The 23,262-nt window shown below is 56.2% G+C and carries 17 protein-coding genes and 1 tRNA gene; 9 read left to right on the top strand and 9 right to left on the bottom strand.

The features are described 5' to 3' along the window. The first annotated feature begins 1,611 nt into the window (after positions 1 to 1,611). The 3 genes from KGA82_RS14235 to KGA82_RS14245 all read left to right on the top strand — a co-directional run bounded on the left by KGA82_RS14235 (position 1,612) and on the right by KGA82_RS14245 (position 9,012). Positions 1,612 to 6,489 (top strand): hypothetical protein, encoded by a 4,878-nt coding sequence (locus KGA82_RS14235; RefSeq protein ID WP_223450861.1) that lies wholly within the window; start codon positions 1,612 to 1,614, stop codon positions 6,487 to 6,489. Beyond that, complete coding sequence (locus tag KGA82_RS14240; RefSeq protein ID WP_223450863.1) at positions 6,438 to 7,889, top strand: hypothetical protein; 1,452 nt, start codon at positions 6,438 to 6,440, stop codon at positions 7,887 to 7,889. The genes KGA82_RS14235 and KGA82_RS14240 overlap by 52 nt, the downstream gene beginning before the upstream one ends. A 304-nt stretch (positions 7,890 to 8,193) precedes the next feature. Continuing rightward, positions 8,194 to 9,012 carry an FRG domain-containing protein gene (locus KGA82_RS14245; RefSeq protein WP_223450865.1) on the top strand — a complete coding sequence of 273 codons (819 nt, stop codon included), beginning with the start codon at positions 8,194 to 8,196 and terminating at the stop codon, positions 9,010 to 9,012. A 122-nt stretch (positions 9,013 to 9,134) separates the two neighbouring features. On the opposite strand, the gene KGA82_RS14250 is transcribed toward KGA82_RS14245, so the two are convergent. From KGA82_RS14250 to KGA82_RS14290, 9 genes are all read right to left on the bottom strand, one after another. Further along, entirely contained in the window at positions 9,135 to 9,320 is a 186-nt protein-coding gene (locus KGA82_RS14250) for a hypothetical protein (RefSeq protein WP_223450869.1), read from the bottom strand. 65 nt (positions 9,321 to 9,385) lie between these two features. Then, positions 9,386 to 10,228 carry a chromosome segregation protein SMC gene (locus KGA82_RS14255; RefSeq protein ID WP_223450870.1) on the bottom strand — a complete coding sequence of 281 codons (843 nt, stop codon included), beginning with the start codon at positions 10,226 to 10,228 and terminating at the stop codon, positions 9,386 to 9,388. Between the two features lie 93 nt (positions 10,229 to 10,321). Beyond that, positions 10,322 to 13,204 (bottom strand): DUF927 domain-containing protein, encoded by a 2,883-nt coding sequence (locus KGA82_RS14260; RefSeq protein ID WP_223450874.1) that lies wholly within the window; start codon positions 13,202 to 13,204, stop codon positions 10,322 to 10,324. Next, positions 13,194 to 13,481, bottom strand: coding sequence for a DUF3077 domain-containing protein (locus KGA82_RS14265; protein WP_223450876.1), 288 nt, complete (start codon positions 13,479 to 13,481; stop codon positions 13,194 to 13,196). The genes KGA82_RS14260 and KGA82_RS14265 overlap by 11 nt, the downstream gene beginning before the upstream one ends. Beyond that, on the bottom strand, positions 13,478 to 13,768 hold the full coding sequence (locus tag KGA82_RS14270) for a hypothetical protein (RefSeq protein ID WP_223450878.1): 291 nt from the start codon (positions 13,766 to 13,768) through the stop codon (positions 13,478 to 13,480). The genes KGA82_RS14265 and KGA82_RS14270 overlap by 4 nt, the downstream gene beginning before the upstream one ends. 531 nt (positions 13,769 to 14,299) lie before the next feature. Further along, entirely contained in the window at positions 14,300 to 14,605 is a 306-nt protein-coding gene (locus KGA82_RS14275; protein WP_123368306.1) for a hypothetical protein, read from the bottom strand. Continuing rightward, positions 14,602 to 14,919: a helix-turn-helix transcriptional regulator gene (locus KGA82_RS14280; protein ID WP_223450880.1), complete on the bottom strand. Its 318-nt coding sequence runs from the start codon at positions 14,917 to 14,919 to the stop codon at positions 14,602 to 14,604. Before KGA82_RS14280 ends, KGA82_RS14275 begins: the two co-directional genes overlap by 4 nt. A 508-nt stretch (positions 14,920 to 15,427) precedes the next feature. Beyond that, a complete protein-coding gene (locus KGA82_RS14285) occupies positions 15,428 to 16,669 on the bottom strand; it encodes a tyrosine-type recombinase/integrase (RefSeq protein WP_223450884.1) in 1,242 nt (413 codons plus the stop codon). A gap of 164 nt (positions 16,670 to 16,833) precedes the next feature. Further along, positions 16,834 to 16,918 (bottom strand) — tRNA-Leu (locus tag KGA82_RS14290). A 107-nt stretch (positions 16,919 to 17,025) separates the two neighbouring features. Here KGA82_RS14290 and queA point away from each other — a divergent pair. From queA to KGA82_RS14320, 6 genes are all read left to right on the top strand, one after another. Further along, complete coding sequence (gene queA / locus KGA82_RS14295) at positions 17,026 to 18,075, top strand: tRNA preQ1(34) S-adenosylmethionine ribosyltransferase-isomerase QueA (protein ID WP_192420785.1); 1,050 nt, start codon at positions 17,026 to 17,028, stop codon at positions 18,073 to 18,075. A 14-nt stretch (positions 18,076 to 18,089) separates the two neighbouring features. Then, positions 18,090 to 19,205 (top strand): tRNA guanosine(34) transglycosylase Tgt, encoded by a 1,116-nt coding sequence (gene tgt / locus KGA82_RS14300; RefSeq protein WP_162130630.1) that lies wholly within the window; start codon positions 18,090 to 18,092, stop codon positions 19,203 to 19,205. A gap of 43 nt (positions 19,206 to 19,248) precedes the next feature. Then, positions 19,249 to 19,587 (top strand): preprotein translocase subunit YajC, encoded by a 339-nt coding sequence (gene yajC, locus KGA82_RS14305; RefSeq protein ID WP_007916913.1) that lies wholly within the window; start codon positions 19,249 to 19,251, stop codon positions 19,585 to 19,587. Positions 19,588 to 19,650: 63 nt separating this feature from the next. Beyond that, complete coding sequence (gene secD, locus KGA82_RS14310) at positions 19,651 to 21,519, top strand: protein translocase subunit SecD (RefSeq protein ID WP_008025484.1); 1,869 nt, start codon at positions 19,651 to 19,653, stop codon at positions 21,517 to 21,519. Between the two features lie 9 nt (positions 21,520 to 21,528). Then, entirely contained in the window at positions 21,529 to 22,443 is a 915-nt protein-coding gene (gene secF / locus KGA82_RS14315) for a protein translocase subunit SecF (RefSeq protein WP_008025485.1), read from the top strand. Between the two features lie 119 nt (positions 22,444 to 22,562). After that, a complete protein-coding gene (locus KGA82_RS14320) occupies positions 22,563 to 23,114 on the top strand; it encodes a glycine zipper 2TM domain-containing protein (RefSeq protein ID WP_008025488.1) in 552 nt (183 codons plus the stop codon). Positions 23,115 to 23,262: the final 148 nt, after the last annotated feature.

The following is a 23,262-nucleotide window of genomic DNA, read 5'->3' on the forward strand; positions in this document are numbered from 1 at the left end:
AGGCCTTGCTAAGCAAGACCTTTCTTAATTTTGGTGCCCGAGGGAGACTGGAGTCTTCCATATAATCCGTGGCCTACAGCCGGATTAGATAGTTAGGGATACACACGGGGATACAGCTTGCTTGGGCCTATGATCGCACAGTCGTAGATCGAGGCAAAAACATCCCACGCATCTAGCCCATGGATTTCCGAAACCTAGCTTGTGTGGCAGGGGTTGCAGCAATAGTAGCAACCGTTGATCTGCGCATTGGCCCATGCCGCTCTAGCTGCGGCGACAGCACTGGTACAGGTGAGGTGATTGCCGAGTGATACCTGGTTCTCTATCAGCGGCATGAACCTACAGCCAGTCGTAGTGTTATGCACTTCGTAGTCGCCGTTGGCTTGCACGTTTTTGTTTACGACAAATGATTGCATGAGCTAGTCCTCGCTTCCGTGTGTCGGATCGGTAGTGACTCGATATTTCATCAGGCTGGCTGAGAGGAGCGATGGCCAGCACGGATGGAGGTTAGCTTGAGGATGGCAGAAAGCAATCAGTCGCCAAATACCGCCGGGGACCCTGGGACTATCTGAAGGACACGGGGTCGGAAACCCGCGACATCGTGGTAGCGGCAGATGCACCAGCTTACTGAAATTTCAACGTTGAAATCGAAAGGATCTTGAAGCGAAAAGGGCATCGTTACCAGAACGGTAACGGTCCCCGATTGTGTTGATGATAGTGAACGGTTGATCCAGTCAACTCGGTCAACCAGTCAACTAACTTTGAAACCCAGCCACTAACGAGATCCGGCGGGTTTTCTGCCCCGTATCATTTGCAATTGCCCAGGGTCCCCAGCGACAACCTCATCATAGGGCGCATGCACAAGTGAACCGCAGTTCACCAAGTTCACCTGTTCACTAAGCTGGGTACTTTTCCGCTAGCAAGATCCGGCGGGTTACTCGCCCCGTGTCGAGAGGCAGTCCTCAGGGGCCCCGAGACAATCTGGGTGCCTGTTAACCTGAGTTAACTGTTAACCGAATTTTTTCTTCGGTCAGACACCTGCGCTCGCGGGTTTCCGACCCCGTACTCACCGAACACCCTCAGGGGCCCAGGCGATGTTCGTGCCCCCGTCCCCTGTTCTTTGTTTGAGACGGCCCCTACCAAGAGCCCTAGTGTTCGGCGACCCAGTTTTCGAATTCTGCATTCGTTAATAGCAATCCAGTACAGCTTTCGCTGGCGGCGCTATCACCGTTGGGGTGTGGGGCTCGAAAAGAGGTGTTACAGGTGTTGCGGGTGTTACGAACTCTGTTAACTAGTTGAATTTGCTTAACTTTATAGGTGTTACACACGGTTCATCGTTCACGTATGTTGGGTGTTACAAGCCAAATAGGTGTTACAGCAGCATATATAAATTTGGGTAGGTCGTAGGTTGCAATCGGCCAGATGCGGTGATTGGGGCCAGCCAAGACAATGTGTCTTCGTGCTTGTGGCGGGTGGAGGTAGTCGCGCGACGGCAGCAGACGTAACGCAGACTCCAAGTCCCGCCACAATTGGCAGCCTGAGCTACACAGATTGCTAACGCCATCGAACTCGGCTATCACTACGCAATTATCAGACCTAAACCGGAAACGTGCAGTGACCCATACGCCACGAAATCCCCCCTCACGTGACCGGATTGGTGGTGGTGGCGCTGCCACCAGCGCCGGAATTCGTTTCGAGCAGCAGCTTGGGGCACTGTTCTCATCCTGGATTCTTGCGGGTGACCGGTTTCATGAAAGCTTCCGTCTTGGCGCCGCTATACCGGAGTGGATCCGCTTCGAGACTGAGGCGCCGGTCGACGATCTTCTAATCAAAACTAGTGACGGCGGCTACGTCGCGGTGCAGGCCAAGACATCTGTAAGCTTGAGTGAAGATCTAGGCTCGCCATTTGGCAAGACGGTAGTGCAGTTCGTTCGCCATTGGTTTGTTGCCCAGCAGGGCGACGGCTCAATGGAGTGGAACCGGCCCCTCGATCCTGCCCGTGACCGGTTGGTGCTGGCTGTGAGTCCAAAGGCATCCCCCCAGATTAGAAGCGATCTACCGACTGCACTCCGTCTCGTTTCACAACCAGGCAGCGGCGCGCTTAACCAAGCGCAACAGCGGGTATATCAGGTGTTCTCAAGCTTAGTCGAACAGGCTTGGGCGAGTATTACCAAGACCCCTATCGATGATCAATTGCTGTCGAAATTAGCTGAACTAGTGGTCGTCTTCACCTTCGACGGCGATCAAGGCTATGCATTAGCAAGTGGCTCCATTGTCAAGGCATTTGGCCCGGACGTGAATGCCGAAACCGCCTTCTCAGCGCTGTCTGATCTTAGCGGCCGGCTGATGCAAGAGCGCGGAGGTGGTGACCTTTCTACTTGGCGGCAACTGCTCGTCCGCCGTGGCGTCGTGCTCGATTCACCACCTGAGTATCGCGCCGATATCCAAACTCTTAGGCAGCATTCCAAACGCATCGCCGATGCACTCGGCAGCTATGAAAAGATCGAGGTAGCCAGTGGCGCGCCGCTATCGGTGCGTCGCGACTGTCAAGCCGCGGTTGAAATCGCAGTGCGGAACGGTCCTCTGCTCATCATCGGCGAGCCGGGGGCAGGCAAGAGTGGAGTTCTGAATGCACTTGCTCGCAAACTTGGCAATGACGGTTTCGATATTCTACAACTTGCCGTTGATCGCTATTCGATCGAGAGCCTTGAAGGACTGTCCCGTGAGCTTGGATTACAGCATCCGCTGCTTGATGTGCTCGAAGCCTGGGACGGACCGGAGCCAGCCTATCTCGTTGTTGATGCATTAGACGCAACGCGCGGCGGTCGCGGTGAAGGCGTCTTCCGAGCGCTGATCGAGCGAGTTCTAGAACGAAAGGGGCGCTGGAATGTTGTTGCGTCGATCCGTAATTTCGATCTGCGCATGGGGCAACAGTTACGAGCGCTGTTCAAGGGTAAACCGCCAGAGCTATCGCTTGCTGATCCGTCCTTCTCCGAGGTCCAGCACATTCAAGTGCCGCTCTGGTCGGAAGCCGAGTTTGGCCAACTCCTCCAGCAGTCGCCTGAGCTGGGGAGATGTCTTGCACAGACACCGTCGCGTCTGCGTGACTTGGCGATGGTGCCATTCAACACCCGGCTGCTCAGCGAGCTGATCTCGGGTAACTCGATCAAACATTTAGACGAAGTCGCTTCACAAGCGGATTTGTTGCGCCTTTATTGGGATCACCGTGTCGAAGGCCACGGTTTGCCAGCAAGAAGTAGTCTTAGCAGCGTGGTCCAGATCATGGTTAAAGCGCGATCGCTTCGCGCACCAACACTCGAAGCAGCGGGCGATAATCCGGCCATGATTGACACTCTCTGTAAGGAAGGGGTGCTCGTTGTCGTTGATAACGAACGGTGGGTTCAGTTCCGACATCATCTGTTGTTCGACTATGCAGCAGCGCGGCTCGCCCTTGATCCGAGCGCCATTGTCAGCGGTGCTTATCGGTTCAGCAAGACCGACGCTCTGGGACTGATGCTGTCGCCAGCCCTAGGATTCGTGTTGCGCGAAATTTGGGAGTCTGAGACGAATCGCGCGCGTTTCTGGATCGCAGTGGGAACCCTTATTAACGATGAGGATGGGGATCCGATCATCCGCAGCACCGCTGGTCGATTGGGGGCAGAGTTTCCTGCTTCGCCCCAAGATTGCCTTTGGTTGGGTAATCTAGCCACCACTGGTGACAAGAAGGTTCCAAAGACGCTGTCGCATATCGCCGGCGCTCTGGTCGTGCGGCTTGAGGACGAAAAGAAAGTTGCGTTGGAGCCATGGCTCTACCTAACCGATCTTTTGGCGACGGCCCCATCAACCGTGGCGAGTAACCTTCGCGTTCTACTCCATATGCTTATCGAACGAGTGACCGATGATGCCTTCAGGCAAATGCTCGGTCAGGCCGCACGCGCGCTATTGGCGCACGGGCTAGCCCTGCCGGAACCGGGGTTTATTGTGAGGTCCGCGATTGACTTCGTGATTTCCACCTATGGCACCGACGTTGGGGCCTCTCGAGCGTTGCTTATTCAATTGTTCGATCGCCATCGAATGGATCGGTTCGGGCATGAGGAGGTGCCGGCAGTCTGCTATAAGATTTCGGCTGTCGGCGATATCGATCCAGAATTCGTCACTTCCTACGTTTACCGGATGGTATTCGATTATGAGGTCACGGAGGATCGCCAAACCCGAATCAGTAATAGCCAAATCCTCCCCCTGATTTCCAATGCCCGGCAAGATTATGGAATGGCACGGTGGTCACTTGGCGAGTACCTGCCTAAGTTTCTAGAAGTCCACCCGCGAGCAGCGGTCAGGGCTGTTATCCATGCGGTTGATAGCTACGTCGCACGCGAACATAACCACTCCAATAAAGACCTCGACATAGAGCTTAGTGTCAATGGGCGCTCAATCCGGCTACGGGAAGACCACAGCTACATTTGGGCACACGACCCAGATAGCGAATACGACCGAGGTGCGGATAACCTAGTGTCGAAATTGCGAGCGCGCCTCAAAGTCGCCAGGGAGGCCGAAGCTCTCGCTTTGATCGACATCCTGATCGACGAAGCTTCGTTCGCCATCATCTGGTCTAGGATGTTCCTCTGCGCCGTCGAGCGCGACGATGAACTAGTAGACCTGCTCTGGTCTATAGCAGTGACTGAACCCTTTCTTGTCCTACCCGATACACGCAAGGATGCAATTGATCTTGTTGCGAAAGGCATCGGCCGACGATCGACGCAGGAGCGGCAGGCTTTCGAACAGGCCGTGTTCGGATTTGACTTCTCAAGCTATGAATATCGCACCGAAGCGCGCCAAGCGTTTCTGGAGCGCCTTTTTTCCGCGATCGGCCGTGACAATCTAGTCACTGACGAAGCCCGGCAGCTCTTTGATGCGAAACCCCAGCATGAGACCACCACGAACGAGCGACTTTTTGCCCTTCATACCGGGGTTGGCCAACTAGACGATTTTCATTGGATCAAAGGACTAAACAGGGAGGCACCGGAGAACTCCCGAATTATTGATGCCATCAACGTCGTGAAGAACCTTCTACGGCGTGAGGCGAAGTCTGAAGATGTAGCAATGGTCTCTCTAGCTGACTTACTTGCTGCTTTACAGGCCATACGAGCGTTGCTTTCAATAAGTGCGCCGCACCCCGATCTACAGCGAAATGCAGAGGCGATCATTGGTCAAGGCTGCGGGGTTATTGTGTCGCGCCAATTGCTGATATCGAAGGATGCCCCGCCGACGCCGGAGCAAGACGCGACGTTTGCAGAGTTGCTCGACATCGCAGGTAGGTCCGAAAGTCCAGAGGTGGACGTCAACACTGAGGCTCGCTTCGAAGAGTCTGCGTCTTGGGGCAGTCCGTCGGCTCGGATTGAAGCCGCGCAAGCCTATTGGGATCTGTTTGCGCAACGGGCAGACCTTTACCCGAGCCTGGTGCTGCGGGCGGAGGAGCTGTTATCTGATCGCCATCCCGCCGTTCGGCTGAACGCAGCAGTGCGTCTCGTCCGAATCTGGGACCTCGACCGTGACCGATTCTGGTTGTTACTAAAAGACCTCTTCACGCACGAACTCAACCTGACTGTAATCGAGCATCTGGTCGGTGATGTCGTTTCAAAGTTGATTCACACGGATCAACAGCGAAGTCTCGAGTTGTTGCTCTTGCTGTTGCAGCGTGAGACGCCGGGGTCAGATCGAGAGCGGCGGCTTTACAAGGCTATCGCAAATAAGTTCACGGTCCTTTGGGTCACCTACCAGTCAGCAGAAGCTAAGGTCATTCTCGATCGATGGTTAGTTTTGCCGTGGAAACATGCAGACGAAGCGAAAGCAATTATGGCGACGCTGCGCGATGCCATCGTTGCCGGGGGCGGCGACATCCCCGATAAAACCTCCGGTCTTCGTCATCGCTCTCAAGCGCTTCTCTCCGACATTGTCAATGCTGCGAATGCCCGACTCGCTAGGCGCATGGAAGTCGCCGACATTAACGAGGTCGCGACCGCAGAGGTGCAAGAGTGCGCAAGCCTGATCGACACCGCAGGTATGCAGATGTTCTTCGCAACCAGTGCAAAGTCCAATCAACAGGGTGGGGACGTGGCGCTTAGTCGCGTGGGGCTTAGCGTATTCTTCCGTGAAAACAGCGATCTCCTAAAGCGGATTGGCGAGTACGCTTCGCCGCATACCACCCATTACATGCTCCAACTCGTCGAACGTCTAGTCGATGTGGACGCGAGCGCGGCCTTCGATTTGGCAGCTAATACCCTGCAAGCTAGCCGCCGATCAGGCTACCAAAACGAGTCTTTGGGTGTAGACGTTCTAGTTCAACTGGTTGGGGTGTTCCTTGCTGACCACAAAGAGATCTTCGAGGCCCCAACCCGACGCGCTGCCCTCGTTGACTGTCTAGAGATCTTCTTGGAGGCCGGATGGCCGGCGGCACGACGTCTGCTTTACCGCCTGCCGGAACTGATTCAGTGAAAGGGCTGACACTCAGAAACACGTTCAAACGGGGGCTCGGCGACCTGCTAACTGCGGTCGAGCGAGAAATAACAAGGCCGCAGCGCGACCCCTTCGCCGAGCTTGACCCGAGCCGCCGCCCCCATGAGCACGACACGCGGATGCTTTTCGTGGATGAATTGCTCGGGCATCTTGGATGGAAGCTCGGGGCCGGGGGCAATGTGCTTGAGGAAGCTCGTCTTCAAGCTAAAACCACAAAGTTCATGGACTACGTCGGAGTCGTCGATATAACCGGTACACCACTCTTATTGGTCGAGGCAAAGGCATGGGATAAGCCAGCGATCTCGCCTAGAGGGGATGGTCTGTATGCTAGCGAGGCCTCCTTACTCGTTGCGGCGATCCAGCATATCCGCGAAGGAAAGACCAAGGATATGTCGCCGATAATCGGTGAGTGGGACGACTATTTGCGCCAGGTCTGCGGCTATGTGCGGACGATTAAGGAGCAATATAGTCATGACTTGCCCAGGGCTGTCATAATTAGCGGCGAGTGGATGGTGGTGTTTAGGACACCAGTTGAAACCTTCCTACGCGCCGCACGGGCAGATGACATTTCGATTTTCACCCGTGCTCAGTTCAAGGAAAAAGCCTCAGAGATTTTCCAGCTTCTCCATCGCTCGGCGCTTACGGAAGACGCGCCTGTGCCCTTACGTCCCGCGCAGCTTCGACAGTACCTCGAGTTCAGCGATGTATCTGGGGCGTATCAGGGACTGCATGTCCACTTTGAGCGAACCGGCAGCTCACTGTTCGTTCGCCGACCACGCATCCTGATCTATCCAGCCTTATTCGTTACCCGGAAAGACGAAGCTATCTTCACCGTGATCGACGACGATACCCCCGTCGAACTCGACTACCGAAAGGATGATGATGGCGTTGAAACGCTGGTGCCACATCTGGAGCAAATTCAGGCTCGTACTGGCGCGCTGGTTGAAACTTGTGGGGCGGAGCTGGGCGGCGCGCTCTCCCTAGCCGACCTTTCGACGTTTTCCGGATTCCGCAGCGACGGGTTGACGAAGTCGCTGGTGGGCGAACTACTGGAGGCAGACGAATGGCTCGTCGCCACCGGAAAAGCGTCGCATTTTCTACTCGCAGAGCCTCGCGCCCAAGGATGCCGGTTCCATAGCTGGGCCGAATGTGGGGCTGACGCCGCAATGCTGTCCGCCATCAGTGCTCGCACCGTCGACCCTCCAGCGTTCTTCGTGGACACTCAGCGCCATCACTGCGCTCACCAAGTCGTTCAGGACCGTCGCAATGGGCGGTGTCTCATACAAGCCATCGACAGTCGGACCTGCTGTCAGGCCTGTGTATTTCTGGAGCAGTGCTGGACAGAAGAAGAGCGAGCGGCGCTGCCCTGCGGCCATTAAAGACGTCCGTCTCGCTCGGGGTATGAGTGGACGAGGCGATCATCCAAGCGACGTTTTGCCGCCCATCCAAGGGTTGATTAGTGAGACATTGAGAGCAAGAGCTTTACTATAGCAATTATCAGGCAATAGACTCACTCAGTTTAGTGTACGGCAGTCGAACAATTTTTCTACATGCGGGCGGGTTCTACGAAAACAGAGGCTTAGAATGATGTTGATGTGTCAAGCTGATACTTCCGTTTTTTCTTTATGCGGTTTTAATTTTTGCCAGATTTTTTTGCATGCCAAATATAAGAGCCATTGAATAATGATAAATTCGCGCAACAACGAACGAGAAGGTTACGGATGGAAGTCAAGCAAAGTTATTGATGGCGTCAGAACCGTGCGCTGTAGCTCATGGAATGGTTTTTCCTCATTCATACATGAGCAACTAACAAATTTTGAATCATATATTTTCAGAGGTCACGCAAGCACCACTTGGAGATTGGAACCAACCATCGATCGGGTGAGAGATGAAAGCGGAGAACCATTAATAGATGCTGTAACACATCTAGAAAAATTTAAATATGCGAGTAGAGGGCGTAGAGGGCAGAGTCCGAGTATGGGAATGGATGATAATGAATGGTGGGCGCTTGGACAGCACCACGGATTGTACACTCCGCTCCTGGATTGGTCTGAGTCCCCGTTTGTCGCCTCATATTTTGCATTTCTACCTGATGACGTTAAGTTTGACGAGCAAGTCGTTGTTTATGCGCTTAGTAGAAAATCATGTGAACGAAAAAATAGAGAACTTAAAGAAAAGTCACTAACAATCCCCAGCTCAAAAATTAACACTCTTGATTTAATCCGACCGTTAACCGATGAGAATCCAAGACTCATCAATCAAAGGGGCTTGTTTACGCGAGTGCCGAGTCAGACAACAATTGATGAGTGGATAGTATCAAACTTCAAGGGTTCCACCACGGTCGGTGCACCACTTCTAAAAATCTACATGCCTTCCAATGAGAGAGACAGAGCATTAAAGTCGCTCAATCGTATGAACGTCAATCACCTGTCTCTCTTTCCTGATCTTGATGGGGCGAGCAGATACTGCAATACCTCAGCTATCATCAGTCAATACGGATGACTCTATATAGAAAGGACCAATACGAGGGCGCTCAGCGAATATTGGAGCGTCCGCTATTGGCCGGGGTTTACCTACTGAAATCCCATTTGACGAACGTTATTACGAGCTTTCGCTTTTCCTCATCACCTTTTTTTCAGCTTATGCTCAATTAGCCCCATTTCTGCCCTGATCGCAGTAATGGTGAGCTTCTGCGTTGCTGTGCTTTTTCCGAATCTGGTATCCACGATCTTGAGTAGGGCAGTGAGGTGAGCTTTTCTGGCACTGAGCGCTTCTGAAGTGTTCGAGGTGTTTTGTGCCGCTGCGTTCATGGCATCGATCCTTTGAGAGATTTAAACAGCCCGCGAAAGCAGGCTGTTTCAGGGTATATCGACAGTTAAAGCGAGAGCAGGTCGTGCACGCGATGCTCGCGGCTACGATCTGCTAGCTCACCCCATTTCCAACTACCGAAGTTTTCACCTTGCTCGGGGATGTTCAGGTTCATGAAGGACACCGGGTCACGGCCTAAAAGCCGATCTACGGCGTAAAGCTTACCTCCCACATCCAGCAACGCTCGTGCGGCTTCATTCCACCTTTCCTCCAGGGCATCGTGGGCGAGGCGTAAGGCATTTCGCTGTATCTTTTGATGTTCCTCCTGAGCCTCGGTGATGTGTCGGTCCACAGTGACCAACTCCTGCTCCAGAGCGGTGATGATCAGTTGCTGACGACGATTTTGCTCGGTCGCGTTAGTGAGGTTTTTCGCCGCTTTCTGAGCGTCGCTGCTGGCAGCTTTTTCGCCTTCTACGTCGCCCCATGCCACTGCCTGCGCGTAAGCGGTGGCTGCCAAGGTCTCCGCCTGGCGCGCGTTGGCTATTTCTTCCTGTGCCTGCTGACGCACTTCCTCTAAGCGAGTACTGAGGCTTTGCCGTTTTTCATTGAGTTCGATCTCATCCGCCGCCCAATTCGCCATGCCGGCAATGAAGTCCGCCATCAGGACGTCGCAATTGGCAAGGTCCTCACGTCGACGGATCTTCCGATCTAAAAGCTCAGCGTTGAACGTACGCGAATCAAACTCCCTTTTTAGCTCGTTGTACTTGATTCGCAGCTCGCGTTTTCGGTCCGGTTCGATGGGGTCTTCACTTTCCAGCACGACCTCAAGTGGCAGAAGTTCGGCGCGCAGTGGTTCTGCCTCGCTCAGAAATTGATCGCGACGGTCTTTCAGTTCTTGAATCTCGTTCATTTGTTTTATCTCTCTTCAATTCGATTTTGGGTTGGTTGAGCGGCTGGCGAGGCCGGAAATGAGCCGGCGCTACCTCGGTCAGTAGGCTCGCCGTCAGGCGGCCTGAGCCTCGCTTTCATCCGCACCCGGCACGGTCTTCACCACATAACAACGCTGGGTGCCGAGACCCGGTAAACGAATCGAGCTGGAGGCTTTGCCGTCGGTGCCCGGTTCCAGCACGCCGCGCCGTATCAACTCCTTGTTCACGGCATTGAGGTTCATGCCTTTGAACACTTCGGAGCGCCATGCTTCGGGCAACACGTAGTAGGTGTTGGTGGTATGCAAGGCGTCGCCCAAGCCGTGCTCCAGCGACTTGCGAAAACCCAGGCGGTCGATGGTGCGTGGGCCGTGCTCATCGATCTTCGCGGCTGCGGACTCCCAACGGGTAAAGCGGCTTTCGCCGAAGCGCTCGATGACTTGGCGCAGCCGTGCCACGATCGCGTCACCCTCAAGATTTCCGGCGCCGCCGCGCTCATTCAGCCAGGCACTCAGGCACACACGGGCGGCGGTAGTGGCGGTGCCGTCCGGCCAGCCGGTGATACCCATGGCGGTGGCCAGCTCGCCAGCTGCGGCAGCCAAACCAAAACGGGCCGCCGCACGATGCGCTTGACCGCTGGCTGAGGCGGGCAGCGCCTTGGCAATGAAGCCTTCCAACGTGTGGCGAAGAATTGTTGACCACCCATGCAGTTTGCCGGGCTCACATAGGGCGGACAGGAAGGCGGTGATGGGTGTGCCGTAGTACTTGGCTACCCGTGCCTTGAGCGCATCGGATAGGGCCGCTGCATCATCAAAGCCGTTCAGGACATCGAACATGCCTAGGCCTTTGCTGGCGTCCGCTGGCACGGCGAGCATCCGCACTTCCATGCCGGCTTTCAGCTCCTTGTTCGCTTCGGCCATGTGCTGGGCCAAGGTCTTCTCGCCGGTCGAAAGAAACAGCAAGCGCCACTCCTGCACCTGCCGGCCTGCTTGTCCTCGATCGTTGGCGCGAGCTTTCCCGGTGCCATTGCCGAGCATGTACACCGTTTCGCCAATGATGCGCGGGTCGCACATGCCGATCTCATCCAGTACCAGAAGCCCGTCCGAATGTGCGGCGGCGATGGATTCCAAGGCGTTATCGGTCGAGCGCCAGGAGCGCACCAAACGCGGCCCACCGTAGATCGAAGCGGCCACTTGCAGGTGGGTGGTCTTGCCGCCCGAGCTGTCACCGTAGAGGTGAAAGCCGCCAGACTCATGGCCGAGCATGTGCAGCAGCGGACCGGCGAACGCGACGCTGGCCACAAACGCCAAGCGGTGATTGCCGATGCACAAGGCGCCGATCTGCTCTTGCCACTGTTCCAGGGTGCCGGCTTCGCTGATGGGCGGAAGCTGCGCACCGGCCTCATAGAAGTGCAGGTGTTCAGTGTGTGAGCCGACCTGCTGTTCGGGCAGCAGGAAGGCGCTGTCGTGCCAACCCAAACGGGTGACCAGTCGTGCGCGCTGGGCGCTGTCAAAGCCGCCGAGATAACTCTGCAGGTCGTTGCGAGCATTGCGCCCGGAGCGACTGCCGGCCAGTCGCAAGCCCATGTCCACCAGCGGGCCGAGTACGTCCTTGCCGAAGTCACCGGTCATGGTCCGTGCCGGGATGTTCCAGCGCTTTTTTGCCCCGTCCGGATCGTCGAACTCGACCAGCAAACCCCAGTTGTGACCCTGTGCATCCCGGGTACGAGCCAGGATCTCCAGCGGCGAACAAACTGGGCGCGCTTCGCCATCGTCACCGGAATAAAACACGCCTTCTGCTGTCAGGCGAAAGCCGCCGGGCAGCAGATCGTTTTTGGGCTTCGCAGCACGCTTGGTCGTTGGTTTGGTTTTAACTTCGGGTGGTTCGGCCGGTGCTTTTTCCGGCTCAACGCCGAACAGTTCGCCGCTGCGTTCCAGCTCGGTGACGTGCGCCACCGTCCAGCCTTTGGCTTGGGCATCGGCCGCGTCGTCACCGTCTTCCCATTGGCCACCCTTGGCGAATGTCGGTTGGTCATTCTTGAGCGTGGGCTTGCGTTTGAAGACGTCCAAGGCGATCACGCGCACTGACGCGGCACCGATCTGTTGCAGTTGTTTGGCGATGGCGTCCATGCAGCTTTTGCCACTGGCGTCGTTGTCTGGCCACAACACCACGGACCGACCTTTGAGCGGTGTCAGGTCAGCTTTGTGCCAGGAGTTCGAACCGTTCGGCCAGCACGTGGCCACGTAGTTGGGTAGCAGGTCCGCCGCAGCGTCGGCGGCCTTTTCGCCTTCGCACAGAATGACTGGAGCCTCTGAGCGTTTGGCCAGTTCATCCAGGCGCAGCAGTGGACGCGGTTCCGACAAGCCTTGCCAACGCCATTGCTGCGTTTGACCGTCGGCACGTTCGCACCAGGTCAACGGCGCAAATACTTTGCGTGGCTTGCCGTCTTCATCCGGGCCCAAGTCGAAGCGATAGAGCGCCATGACCGGCTGGCCCTGAGCGTCGCGATAAATCCAGACTTTGGACGGTGCACCGTGTTGTCGATGTTTGGCCGGGCACTTGCTCATGGCTTCGGCCGGGATCGGCTGAATGGCGAGCCATTCCGGTGTTTTGTTTTTGCTTGGGCTCGGCTTCGATGGAGCTGTCCCAGCGGTAACGTGCAGCAGATCCGCCAGCTTGTTGCAGGCTTCGACGTCGGTGCCGCCATCCAGATAACGCACCAAATCAATCAGGTCGCCGCCTTTGTCGCCGGTGGCAAAATCCGCCCAGGTGCCTTTGCTCAAGTTGACCTTGAGGGAGCCGGCGCGCTTGTCGGTACGAGTCGGATTGGCGGCGGTGTATTCTTTGCCGCCGTCCACGCGTTTACCGTTGGGCAGCCAATGGGCAAGTACACGGCCGATCTCTTTCAGCGAGGTCGCTTTCACGTCGGCGAAGCTGGGGCGTTGCGTCTTATTGGACATGGCCAGCCTCCGACTTCAGGAGGGCTATGGTCACATCGTCAATGACCGCTTTACTCATTTCGCTGAGGTAGTGAGCAGCCATCGCGCAGTCTTCTGCGCCGTCTCCGTGCGTGGCCAGGAGCGACATGCGAGTCGCGCAACTCAGCAGATTTGAGGCGTGTTCAAGCGCGTCAGTAAGAGGGACATTGGCACTGAGACGGAACAGCATTTGAGTCGTGTCGCCACACTGAGCGAACGTGGTCGCGCCTTGGGTGGTGACATTAGTTTGAGGGGTCATTGCGTACCCCCGGATTTAGCCCGGGGAATCGAAGTGGCATCGCCGTGCAGGGTTAAGGTTTTGATCAAGCCGAGGGTGCCGCGCACGTCCCAAATAACAGCCGCCAGTACGTGATTGGCCAAGCGAGGCCTGTCGCTTTCGCTTTCGAAGTGGTCCTCGAGCAAGGTCAGTACTGAATCGGCGCGAGCAATGGCGCAGGTGATGGCATCAATAGGTACTCCGGCTTCGGTAGTCGTGCTTACGTCGAGCAGATCTTCGGGTAGGGAGAAACTCAGGATGTTGTTCATTGGGCACCACCTGCGGTTTCGAGAGCGCGGGCTTTGGCCATATGTGCGTTGTATCGGGTGAGGCGTGTTGCGAGGCTGGAGTTGGCGTGTAAAGCGGCGAGAGCCATTGCACGATGTGCCGCGGCGCGATTTTTGGACGGATTTAAGGCGTGCATGTGGCGAAGCTCCTTTTGCTGGGGAGCTGCCACCGTTCGCGACCAAGCGAATTGGGGTGGCAGCTGTACGCGGGTTGGTCGACCGGGGCAAAAGGAACCCAGCAGGCCCGAAGGCCTCCCACGCACAGCCGCCATAAAACGGAAATGCGGACGCAAAAAAAGCGCCTGCAATCTGTATAGGGGCGCTGTTGCGCCTTTTGCTTGTCGGGCGACCAAGCCCGGTCGCTGAATTTGCAGCGACAGGCCGAGAGTAACGTCCTGTTTTCAAAAGTGCAACCGTACAGAAACCTTGCGCATTTTTTTGGTGCGACATAAATTGTTCGAGCATATAGATTTACCTCAACGCCTCCGGATCGCTCCCGGGGGCGTTTTCATTTCAAGCATCACGCTCGTGGCGCAAGGTGAGTACGGGGGAATAGCCATCGCGAATCATCTGGCGAGCATCGTGATAAGCATCTGTTGCCTGGGCTTTATCCAGGACGACAACACCCAACTTGTCCGCATGCATGATCAGCAGGCACCAAACTCCATCCGGCCAGCTCAATACGCCTAGAGTCCTTCCGCTTTGCTCGTGTTTTCTGCGCAATCGCTCGAAACGTTGGATACGTGTTTTGGAGAATCCAACTTCGTGCAATGTCTGAAATGACCTGAGTTTTGAGAGCGAAGGAGGTGGTCTTCTCATGCTGCCACCTTGTTTCTTGCCGAAATGCGAGCCCGAACCCAACTTTGGACTTCATCAAGAACCCATGCGACAGGCGCTCCGCGAGCTTTACTGCCGCTTAGTTTTACTGGAAGTGGGAATTCGCTATCCGCTTGCCGCATCAGTTTGTAAATCGTTGGACGTGCTAGTCCAACGATGGCGATTAATTCCGGCATTCGAATCAAAATTGCTGAAGGGTCAGCGGCAGGGTGACTGGCTCGCCTGGCGTTTATATCGGTCGCTTGGGGCGAGTGAGTTTCGAAAGAATTTGCTGATTTGAAGGTCTGGTGTGTCATGGAAAACCCCTGGGTATGGATACAGGGGTATCTATCTATACATTTATCTAGACGAAGAAAACTACTTTATCTCTAGATCGGTGAATGTGTAGTCAATACAGGTGCAACACAGGGTGAACGCAGCAGTACAGTATTTGCGTCTGCTCAGTTTTTGACTGTGATCGAGATGGCGTTCAGGGTGGTGAATTATTCATCGAGAGAGAGTTTGGACACTCACTCATCGGCGATCCCACGCCCTAGATTTTAGCGCTCAACCAGCGACGTATGTCAGTTAAGCATTCGCAAACGAGGTCTGGCCCGCAGGCGTGAGGGCGCTCATCGAGCAAGGCGGTTGCGATGGTGAGATTCGTACGGCTGTTACACGTAATAGCCGAGTTACACTTCGTGTACGTTGACTCATGATCAGGTGTTACGGTTAAAATATTCAATAATATCAATAGCTTATATTTAATCGTTACACCTGTAACACGCGTTACACTGATTTTTTAGGGGGGGGCTATCATGGTTGTCAGAGTGCCTTTCCGAACTTCCTTTGCCCCACATTTCCAGCGGCTAGCGCATCAAGGTGATCTGCATACCACTGCATCATTTTAATGCGTTGCTCAAGGTATTGAGCTTTGTTGTATATCCCCGAAATACCTTCCTCTTTGTGAGCAAGTTGAGCTTCAACATGTTCTTTCGGCCAGCCATGTTCTCGAAGCAGCGTACTCGCAGTGTGCCGAGTACCGTGTCCAACTAAGCGGCCTTTATAGCCAATAGTGGCGAAGACCTTATTGATCGTATTTTCGCTGATGGTTGGATTTTTGGCTCCGACACCAGGGCAAAGCCAGCGACTCCGCCCGGTTAAGCAATGCAGTTCTTTCAGCGCTGCAACTGCTTGGTGGGGAAGTGGGCAGACAAAATCTCGACGCATCTTCATCTTGGCTGCAGGCGTGGTCCAAATGGCTTTCTCAAGGTCAAACTCCTTCCATTCAGCCAAACGGACCATGCCGGGTCGCGATGCCGTCCATACACAAAGCCAAGCAGCAGTGCGAGCAGTCAATCTGGCCGGTGTGTTTTTGAGTGCCTGGAGAAACTCTCCCAGTTCAGGCTCCAACAAATGTGGATGCTGCTGAGTCTTAGGTGCTTGGGCCGCAATATCCCGAAGGCGGCTGCCCGGATCGTTTTCAGTCAGGCCTAAGCCGATGGCTCGCCCGAAGATCTGATTTATCCAGGTGCGACATTTTTCAGCCACGTTGTGTGCATCCCGGGCCTCGATGGATGCCTGAAGCTCTGCACAATCAGTGCGCGTGACTTCGTCTAGAGGCTTGTCTCCCAGTGCCGGGAGTATGTCCTTGTCGAGGTAGGTGCGAATTTTGTTGAGGGTGGAGGACGCAAGACCCTTTTCCTCTTTCGCCTTTAGCCAGGCATCAGCAGCAGCTCGAAAGGTTCGGGTTTTGGCCGCGTCAATAGCAGCTTTCGCGGATCGTTTTTGTTCAAGGGGATCGGCACCTCCACTCACTACTTTGCGTAGATCAGCAGCTTTGTCCCGTGCCAACGCACCACTTACTTCCGGGTAACCCCCAAGCCCCATCCAAGCCCAATTGCCCGCCGGACGTTTGTAGCGGAGCTGCCAGGATTTACCACCATCCGGTTTGACCCTGAAGTAGAGGCCGTTTCCGTCGAGCTCCCGGTATTCCTTTGATTCCGGCTCCAGCCCCGCAAGTGTCGTGTCAGCGAGAGGGCGGCGCTTGATGTCTGCGCGCTTCATCCTTGTATCCCAAAGTTCGGTATTTTTCTCAGGATACAAGCAGGGATACAGGGATACAACGTATAGGGAGAGACAGGGGTAGATAGACAGGCACAAAAAAACCGGCCAAGTGGCCGGTTTCTCTGGGTCTGAAAGCCTGGTAGAGACTTTCAGATACTGCTATATGGTGCCCCGAGGGAGACTCGAACTCCCACTCCTTTCGAAAACGGATTTTGAATCCGCCGCGTCTACCAATTCCGCCATCAGGGCTCAATGGCGGCGAAGTATAGAGATGAGATTACCGTCGGTCAATCAGGTACATAGAGAATTTTCACTATTTCGGCTAGACTTCCGGGCCCTGCTAGACGAACCCCATCATGCGCGTTGCTGACTTTACTTTCGAACTCCCTGATTCGCTGATTGCTCGCCACCCTTTGGCCGAGCGTCGCAACAGTCGCCTGTTGACCCTTGATGGGGTCAGCGGCGCCCTGGCACACCGTCAATTCACTGATTTGCTTGAGCATTTGCGCCCGGGCGATTTGATGGTGTTCAACAATACCCGGGTGATTCCGGCGCGACTGTTTGGCCAGAAGGCTTCCGGCGGCAAGCTGGAAATCCTGGTGGAGCGGGTGCTCGACAGTCATCGCGTGCTGGCCCATGTGCGCTCCAGCAAGTCGCCGAAGCCGGGTTCGAAGATCCTGATCGATGGCGGTGGCGAAGCCGAGATGCTGGCGCGTCACGATGCGTTGTTCGAGTTGGGCTTTGCCGAAGAGGTGTTGCCGCTGCTCGACCGCGTCGGGCACATGCCGTTGCCTCCTTATATAGACCGCCCGGATGAAGGCTCGGACCGCGAGCGTTATCAGACGGTGTACGCCGAGCGCCTGGGCGCGGTGGCGGCGCCGACGGCGGGGCTGCATTTCGATCAGCCGCTGATGGACGCGATTGCGGCCAAGGGCGTCGAGACGGCGTTCGTGACCTTGCACGTTGGCGCGGGCACGTTCCAGCCGGTGCGGGTCGAGAAGATCGAAGACCATCACATGCACAGCGAATGGCTGGAAGTCGGCCAGGACGTGGTCGATGCCGTCGCGGCGTGCCGCGCTCGCGGTGGGCGCGTGGTGGCGGTGGGGACCACCAGCGTGCGTTCGCTGGAAAGTGCTGCGCGCGATGGCGTGCTCAAGCCGTTCAGTGGCGACACGGACATCTTTATCTACCCGGGCCGGCCGTTTCATGTGGTCGATGCCCTGGTCACCAACTTCCATTTGCCCGAATCCACGCTGTTGATGCTGGTTTCGGCGTTCGCCGGTTATCCCGAAGCCATGGCCGCTTATAAAGCCGCCGTTGAGCATGAATACCGCTTTTTCAGCTACGGTGATGCGATGTTTATCACCCGTAATCCCGCACCACGTGGCCCTGAGGACAAAGAATGAGTCGCCAAAGTCGTATGTCGTTTGAGTTGCTTGCTACTGACGGCAAGGCTCGTCGCGGTCGCTTGACCTTCCCGCGCGGTACCGTCGAGACCCCGGCTTTCATGCCGGTGGGCACGTACGGCACCGTGAAGGGCATGCTGCCGCGGGACATCACCGCGACCGGCGCGGAAATCATTCTGGGCAACACCTTCCACTTGTGGCTGCGTCCTGGCACCGAAGTGATCAAGAAGCACGGCGACCTGCACGATTTCATGCAGTGGAAAGGCCCGATTCTTACAGACTCCGGCGGTTTTCAGGTGTTCAGCCTGGGCGCGATGCGCAAGATCAAGGAGGAGGGCGTGACCTTCGCCTCTCCGGTCGACGGCGCCAAGGTGTTCATGGGCCCGGAAGAGTCGATGCAGGTCCAGCGTGACCTGGGCTCGGACATCGTGATGATTTTCGACGAATGCACGCCGTACCCGGCTGACGAAGACGTCGCTCGTGTTTCGATGGAGCTGTCGTTGCGTTGGGCTCAGCGTTCGAAAAACGCTCATGGCGACAACACGGCGGCGCTGTTCGGTATCGTTCAGGGCGGCATGCACCAGGATCTGCGCATGCGCTCGCTGGAAGGCCTCGACAAGATCGGCTTTGATGGCCTGGCCATCGGCGGTCTGTCGGTGGGCGAGCCGAAGCACGAGATGATCAAGGTGCTGGATTACCTGCCGGGTCAGATGCCGGCTGACAAACCTCGTTACCTTATGGGCGTTGGCAAACCGGAAGATCTGGTTGAGGGTGTGCGCCGCGGTGTGGACATGTTCGATTGCGTGATGCCAACCCGTAATGCCCGCAATGGGCATCTGTTCATTGATACTGGCGTGCTGAAGATCCGTAACGCGTTCCATCGCCATGATGATTCGCCGCTCGATCCGACCTGCGATTGCTATACCTGCCAGAACTTCTCCCGCGCTTATCTGCATCACCTGGACAAGTGCGGCGAAATGCTGGGAAGCATGCTCAATACCATCCATAACTTGCGTCATTATCAAGTGCTTATGGCTGGTTTGCGCGAGGCTATTCAACAGGGTACATTGGCCGCCTTTGTCGATGCCTTCTACGCCAAACGCGGGCTACCTGTTCCGCCTTTGGACTGAGTTTTCTGACCCCAAGATTCAACATTTGCAACTGGAGTGCTAAATGAGCTTTTTTATCTCGAATGCCATGGCTGACGCCGCTGCACCGGCCGCTGCCGGCCCAATGGGTGGCGGTTTTGAGTGGATTTTCCTGGTCGGTTTCCTGGTCATCTTCTACCTGATGATCTGGCGTCCACAGGCCAAGCGCGCCAAAGAGCAGAAGAACCTGCTGAGCAGCCTGCAAAAAGGCGACGAAGTTGTGACCACCGGCGGCATCGCCGGCAAGATCACTAAAGTGGCTGACGATTTCGTGGTTCTGGAAGTTTCCGACACCGTCGAAATGAAGTTCCAGAAAGGCGCCATTGCCGCCACGCTGCCAAAAGGCACGCTGAAAGCGATCTAAGTTTCAACTTCTACTCAATCGACGGGGCGCGCAAGGCGCCCCGCGTCATAAGCGGGCGGCGTGATGCTGAACAAATACCCTCTGTGGAAATACATTCTGATCCTGGCGGTGCTGGCGATCGGTCTGATTTATTCCGCTCCCAATCTTTATCCTGATGACCCGGCCATTCAGGTCAGCGGTGCAAGCACTGCGCTGCAGGTCAATCAGGCTGATCTGGATCGAGTGAGCGCTGCGCTCAAGGAATCCGGGATCAACGTCAAGGCGGCCACGCTGGCGACCAACGGCAAGGGCGGTCTGATTCGTCTGGTCAAGGCTGAAGACCAGTTGCCTGCCAAGGACGTCGTGCGCAAGGCGTTGGGTGATGACTACGTCGTTGCTCTGAACCTGGCACAAACCACCCCGCAATGGCTGCGCAGCCTGGCCGCGCACCCGATGAAGCTGGGTCTGGACTTGTCCGGTGGTGTGCACTTCCTGCTCGAAGTGGACATGGACAAAGCCCTGGACGCACGCTTGAAAGTGTACGAAGGCGATGTAAAGAGCCTGTTGCGTAAAGAGAAACTGCGCTATCGCAGCCTGCCGCAACTGGGCGGTGCCATTCAGCTGGGCTTCTCTGATGAAGCTTCCCGCGAACAGGCCCGTGCACTGATCCGCAAGAACTTCAACGATTTCGACATTGTTCCGGCCGACCTCAATGGTCAGGCGGTGCTGCGTCTGGCGATGACCCCGGCCAAGCTGGCGGAAATCCGCGAATACTCCATCAAGCAGAACTTGACCACGGTACGTAACCGCGTCAACGAGCTGGGTGTTGCCGAACCGATCGTTCAGCGTCAGGGCGCCAACCGCATCGTGGTTGAGCTGCCGGGCGTACAAGACACCGCAGAAGCCAAGCGTATCCTCGGCAAGACGGCCAACCTTGAGTTCCGTCTGGCCGCTGAGCCTGGCGCTTCGAAAGCCACTTCCGAATCCTTCGAGTTCCGTGAAGGCAATCGTCCTCCTGCGCTGATCGAGCGTGGCCTGATCATCACCGGTGACCAGGTAACTGACGCCAAGGCTGGCTTCGGCGAGCACGGCACGCCAGAAGTGAACATCCGTCTGGATGGTCACGGTGGCGAGCTGATGAGCCGCGCAACCCGTTCGAACGTCGGTCGCAGCATGGCGGTGATCTTCATCGAGCAGCGTCCGGTTACCACTTACACCAAGCAAGTGGTTGATGGCGTCGAGAAAGACGTGGCGGTGCAGTCGTTCAAGGAAGAGAAGAAGATCATCAGCCTGGCGACCATTCAGTCGCCGCTGGGTGCTCAGTTCCGCATCACTGGCCTGAACGGCCAGGGCGAATCGTCCGAACTGGCGCTGCTGTTGCGTGCCGGTGGTCTGGCGGCGCCGATGTACTTCGCTGAAGAACGCACCATTGGCCCGAGCCTGGGTGCGGACAACATCACCAAAGGTATCGATGCATCGCTGTGGGGCATGCTGTTCGTCTCGCTGTTCATCATCGCCATCTATCGCTTCTTCGGCATCATCGCCACCGTTGCGCTGGGTGTGAACATGGTGCTGCTGCTGGCCCTGATGTCGCTGCTGGGTGCAACGCTGACCCTGCCGGGTATCGCCGGTATCGTATTGACCATGGGTATGGCGGTCGACGCCAACGTACTGATCTTCTCGCGGATTCGTGAAGAGATCGCTGCGGGCATGACCGTACAACGGGCAATCAACGAAGGTTTCGGTCGCGCATTCACGGCGATTCTCGACGCCAACCTGACCACCTTGCTGGTGGGCGGGATCCTGTTTGCCATGGGTACAGGTCCGGTCAAAGGCTTCGCAGTGACCATGTCCCTCGGGGTTTTGACTTCGATGTTCACGGCCATCATGGTCACCCGCGCGATGGTCAACTTGATCTTCGGCGGTCGTGACTTCAAGAAGTTGTGGATTTAAGGGGCTGCCATGTTACGTACAATCAACTTCATGGGCGTTCGCAACTTCGCGTTCGGCGTCACATTGTTCCTTACTGCGCTGGCCATTTTCAGTGTCTTCCACAAGGGCATGAACTGGGGGCTGGACTTCACCGGTGGTACGCTCATCGAGCTGACCTACGAGCGTCCGGCTGACGTCACCAAGGTGCGTGAGCAGCTGGTTTCGTCCGGTTATCACGAAGCCATCGTGCAGAACTTCGGCGCGACTACCGATCTGCTGGTGCGCATGCCTGGCGAAGACCCGCAGTTGGGTCACCAGGTGGCAGCGGCGTTGCAGAAGGTTGGCGGCGATAACCCGGCGACGGTCAAGCGCGTCGAGTTCGTCGGCCCGCAGGTGGGTGAAGAGCTGCGCGACCAGGGCGGCCTCGGCATGCTGATGGCGCTGGGCGGCATCCTGATCTACCTGGCGTTCCGCTTTCAGTGGAAATTCGCCGTCGGTGCGATCGTTTCCTTGATTCACGACGTGATCGTGACCATCGGTATCCTGTCGTTCTTCCAGATCACCTTCGACCTGACGGTGCTGGCGGCGGTACTGGCGATCATCGGTTACTCGCTCAACGACACCATCGTGGTATTCGACCGGGTTCGTGAGAACTTCCGCGTACTGCGCAAGGCCAGCCTGATCGAGAACATCAATATCTCGACCACGCAAACCCTGCTGCGGACCATCGCGACGTCGGTTTCCACCTTGTTGGCGATTGCGGCACTGCTGTTCTTCGGTGGTGACAACCTCTACGGCTTCTCCCTGGCACTGCTGGTGGGTGTTCTGGCCGGTACTTATTCGTCGATCTACATCGCCAACGTGGTGCTGATCTGGCTGAACCTGAGTTCCGAAGACCTGATCCCGACGGTGAATACCGAGAAGGAAGTCGACGACCGTCCTTGAGGCAAGCTTTCCTCAGCGATGTAGTCCAAAAAGGCGCGAGTTGAACTCGCGCCTTTTTTTATGCTCCAAGGCTGGGAGAAGCACGGGTTTATCCCGCATGTGATGGTCAGGAGGTTCATGTGAACAAGTCGATGCTGGTTGGTGCTGTACTGGGTGCTGTCGGTGTGACTGCCGGGGGTGCTGTGGCCACCTACAGCCTGGTAAAAAATAACGGCCCCGAGTATGCGCAAGTACTCGCCGTTGAGCCGGTCAAGACGCAAATCAAGACTCCACGTGAAGTGTGCAAGGATGTAGCGGTCACCCGGCAAGCGCCGGTGAAAGATCAGCACCAGATTGCCGGTACCGTGGTGGGTGCGCTGGCAGGTGGTCTGCTGGGTAACCAGATCGGCGGCGGCACCGGCAAGAAAATTGCCACGGTTGCGGGCGCGGTCGGTGGTGGTTACGCCGGCAACAAGGTGCAGGAGGGCATGCAGGAGCGTGACACCTACACCACGACGCAAACTCGCTGTAACACGGTGAATGACATCAGCGACAAGGTTGTGGGTTACGACGTTCGTTATTCGCTGGACGGCAAGGAAGGCAAGGTGCGGATGGATCGTGATCCGGGCAACCAGATTCCGGTGGATAAGGAAGGTAAGTTGATCCTGACGCAGAATGAACAGGCGCATTGATGAGCTGATTGTCAGCCGCTGAAAAAGAAGCACCCTTCGGGGTGCTTTTTTTGTACCCAAAATTCACGCATCCCCCTGTAGGAGCCGGCTTGCTGGCGATAGCGGTCGGTCATTCAACATTGATGTCGACTGTTGCACCGCTATCGCC

This window comes from Pseudomonas sp. BF-RE-22 (assembly GCF_019956155.1).
Classification (GTDB): domain Bacteria; phylum Pseudomonadota; class Gammaproteobacteria; order Pseudomonadales; family Pseudomonadaceae; genus Aquipseudomonas; species Aquipseudomonas migulae.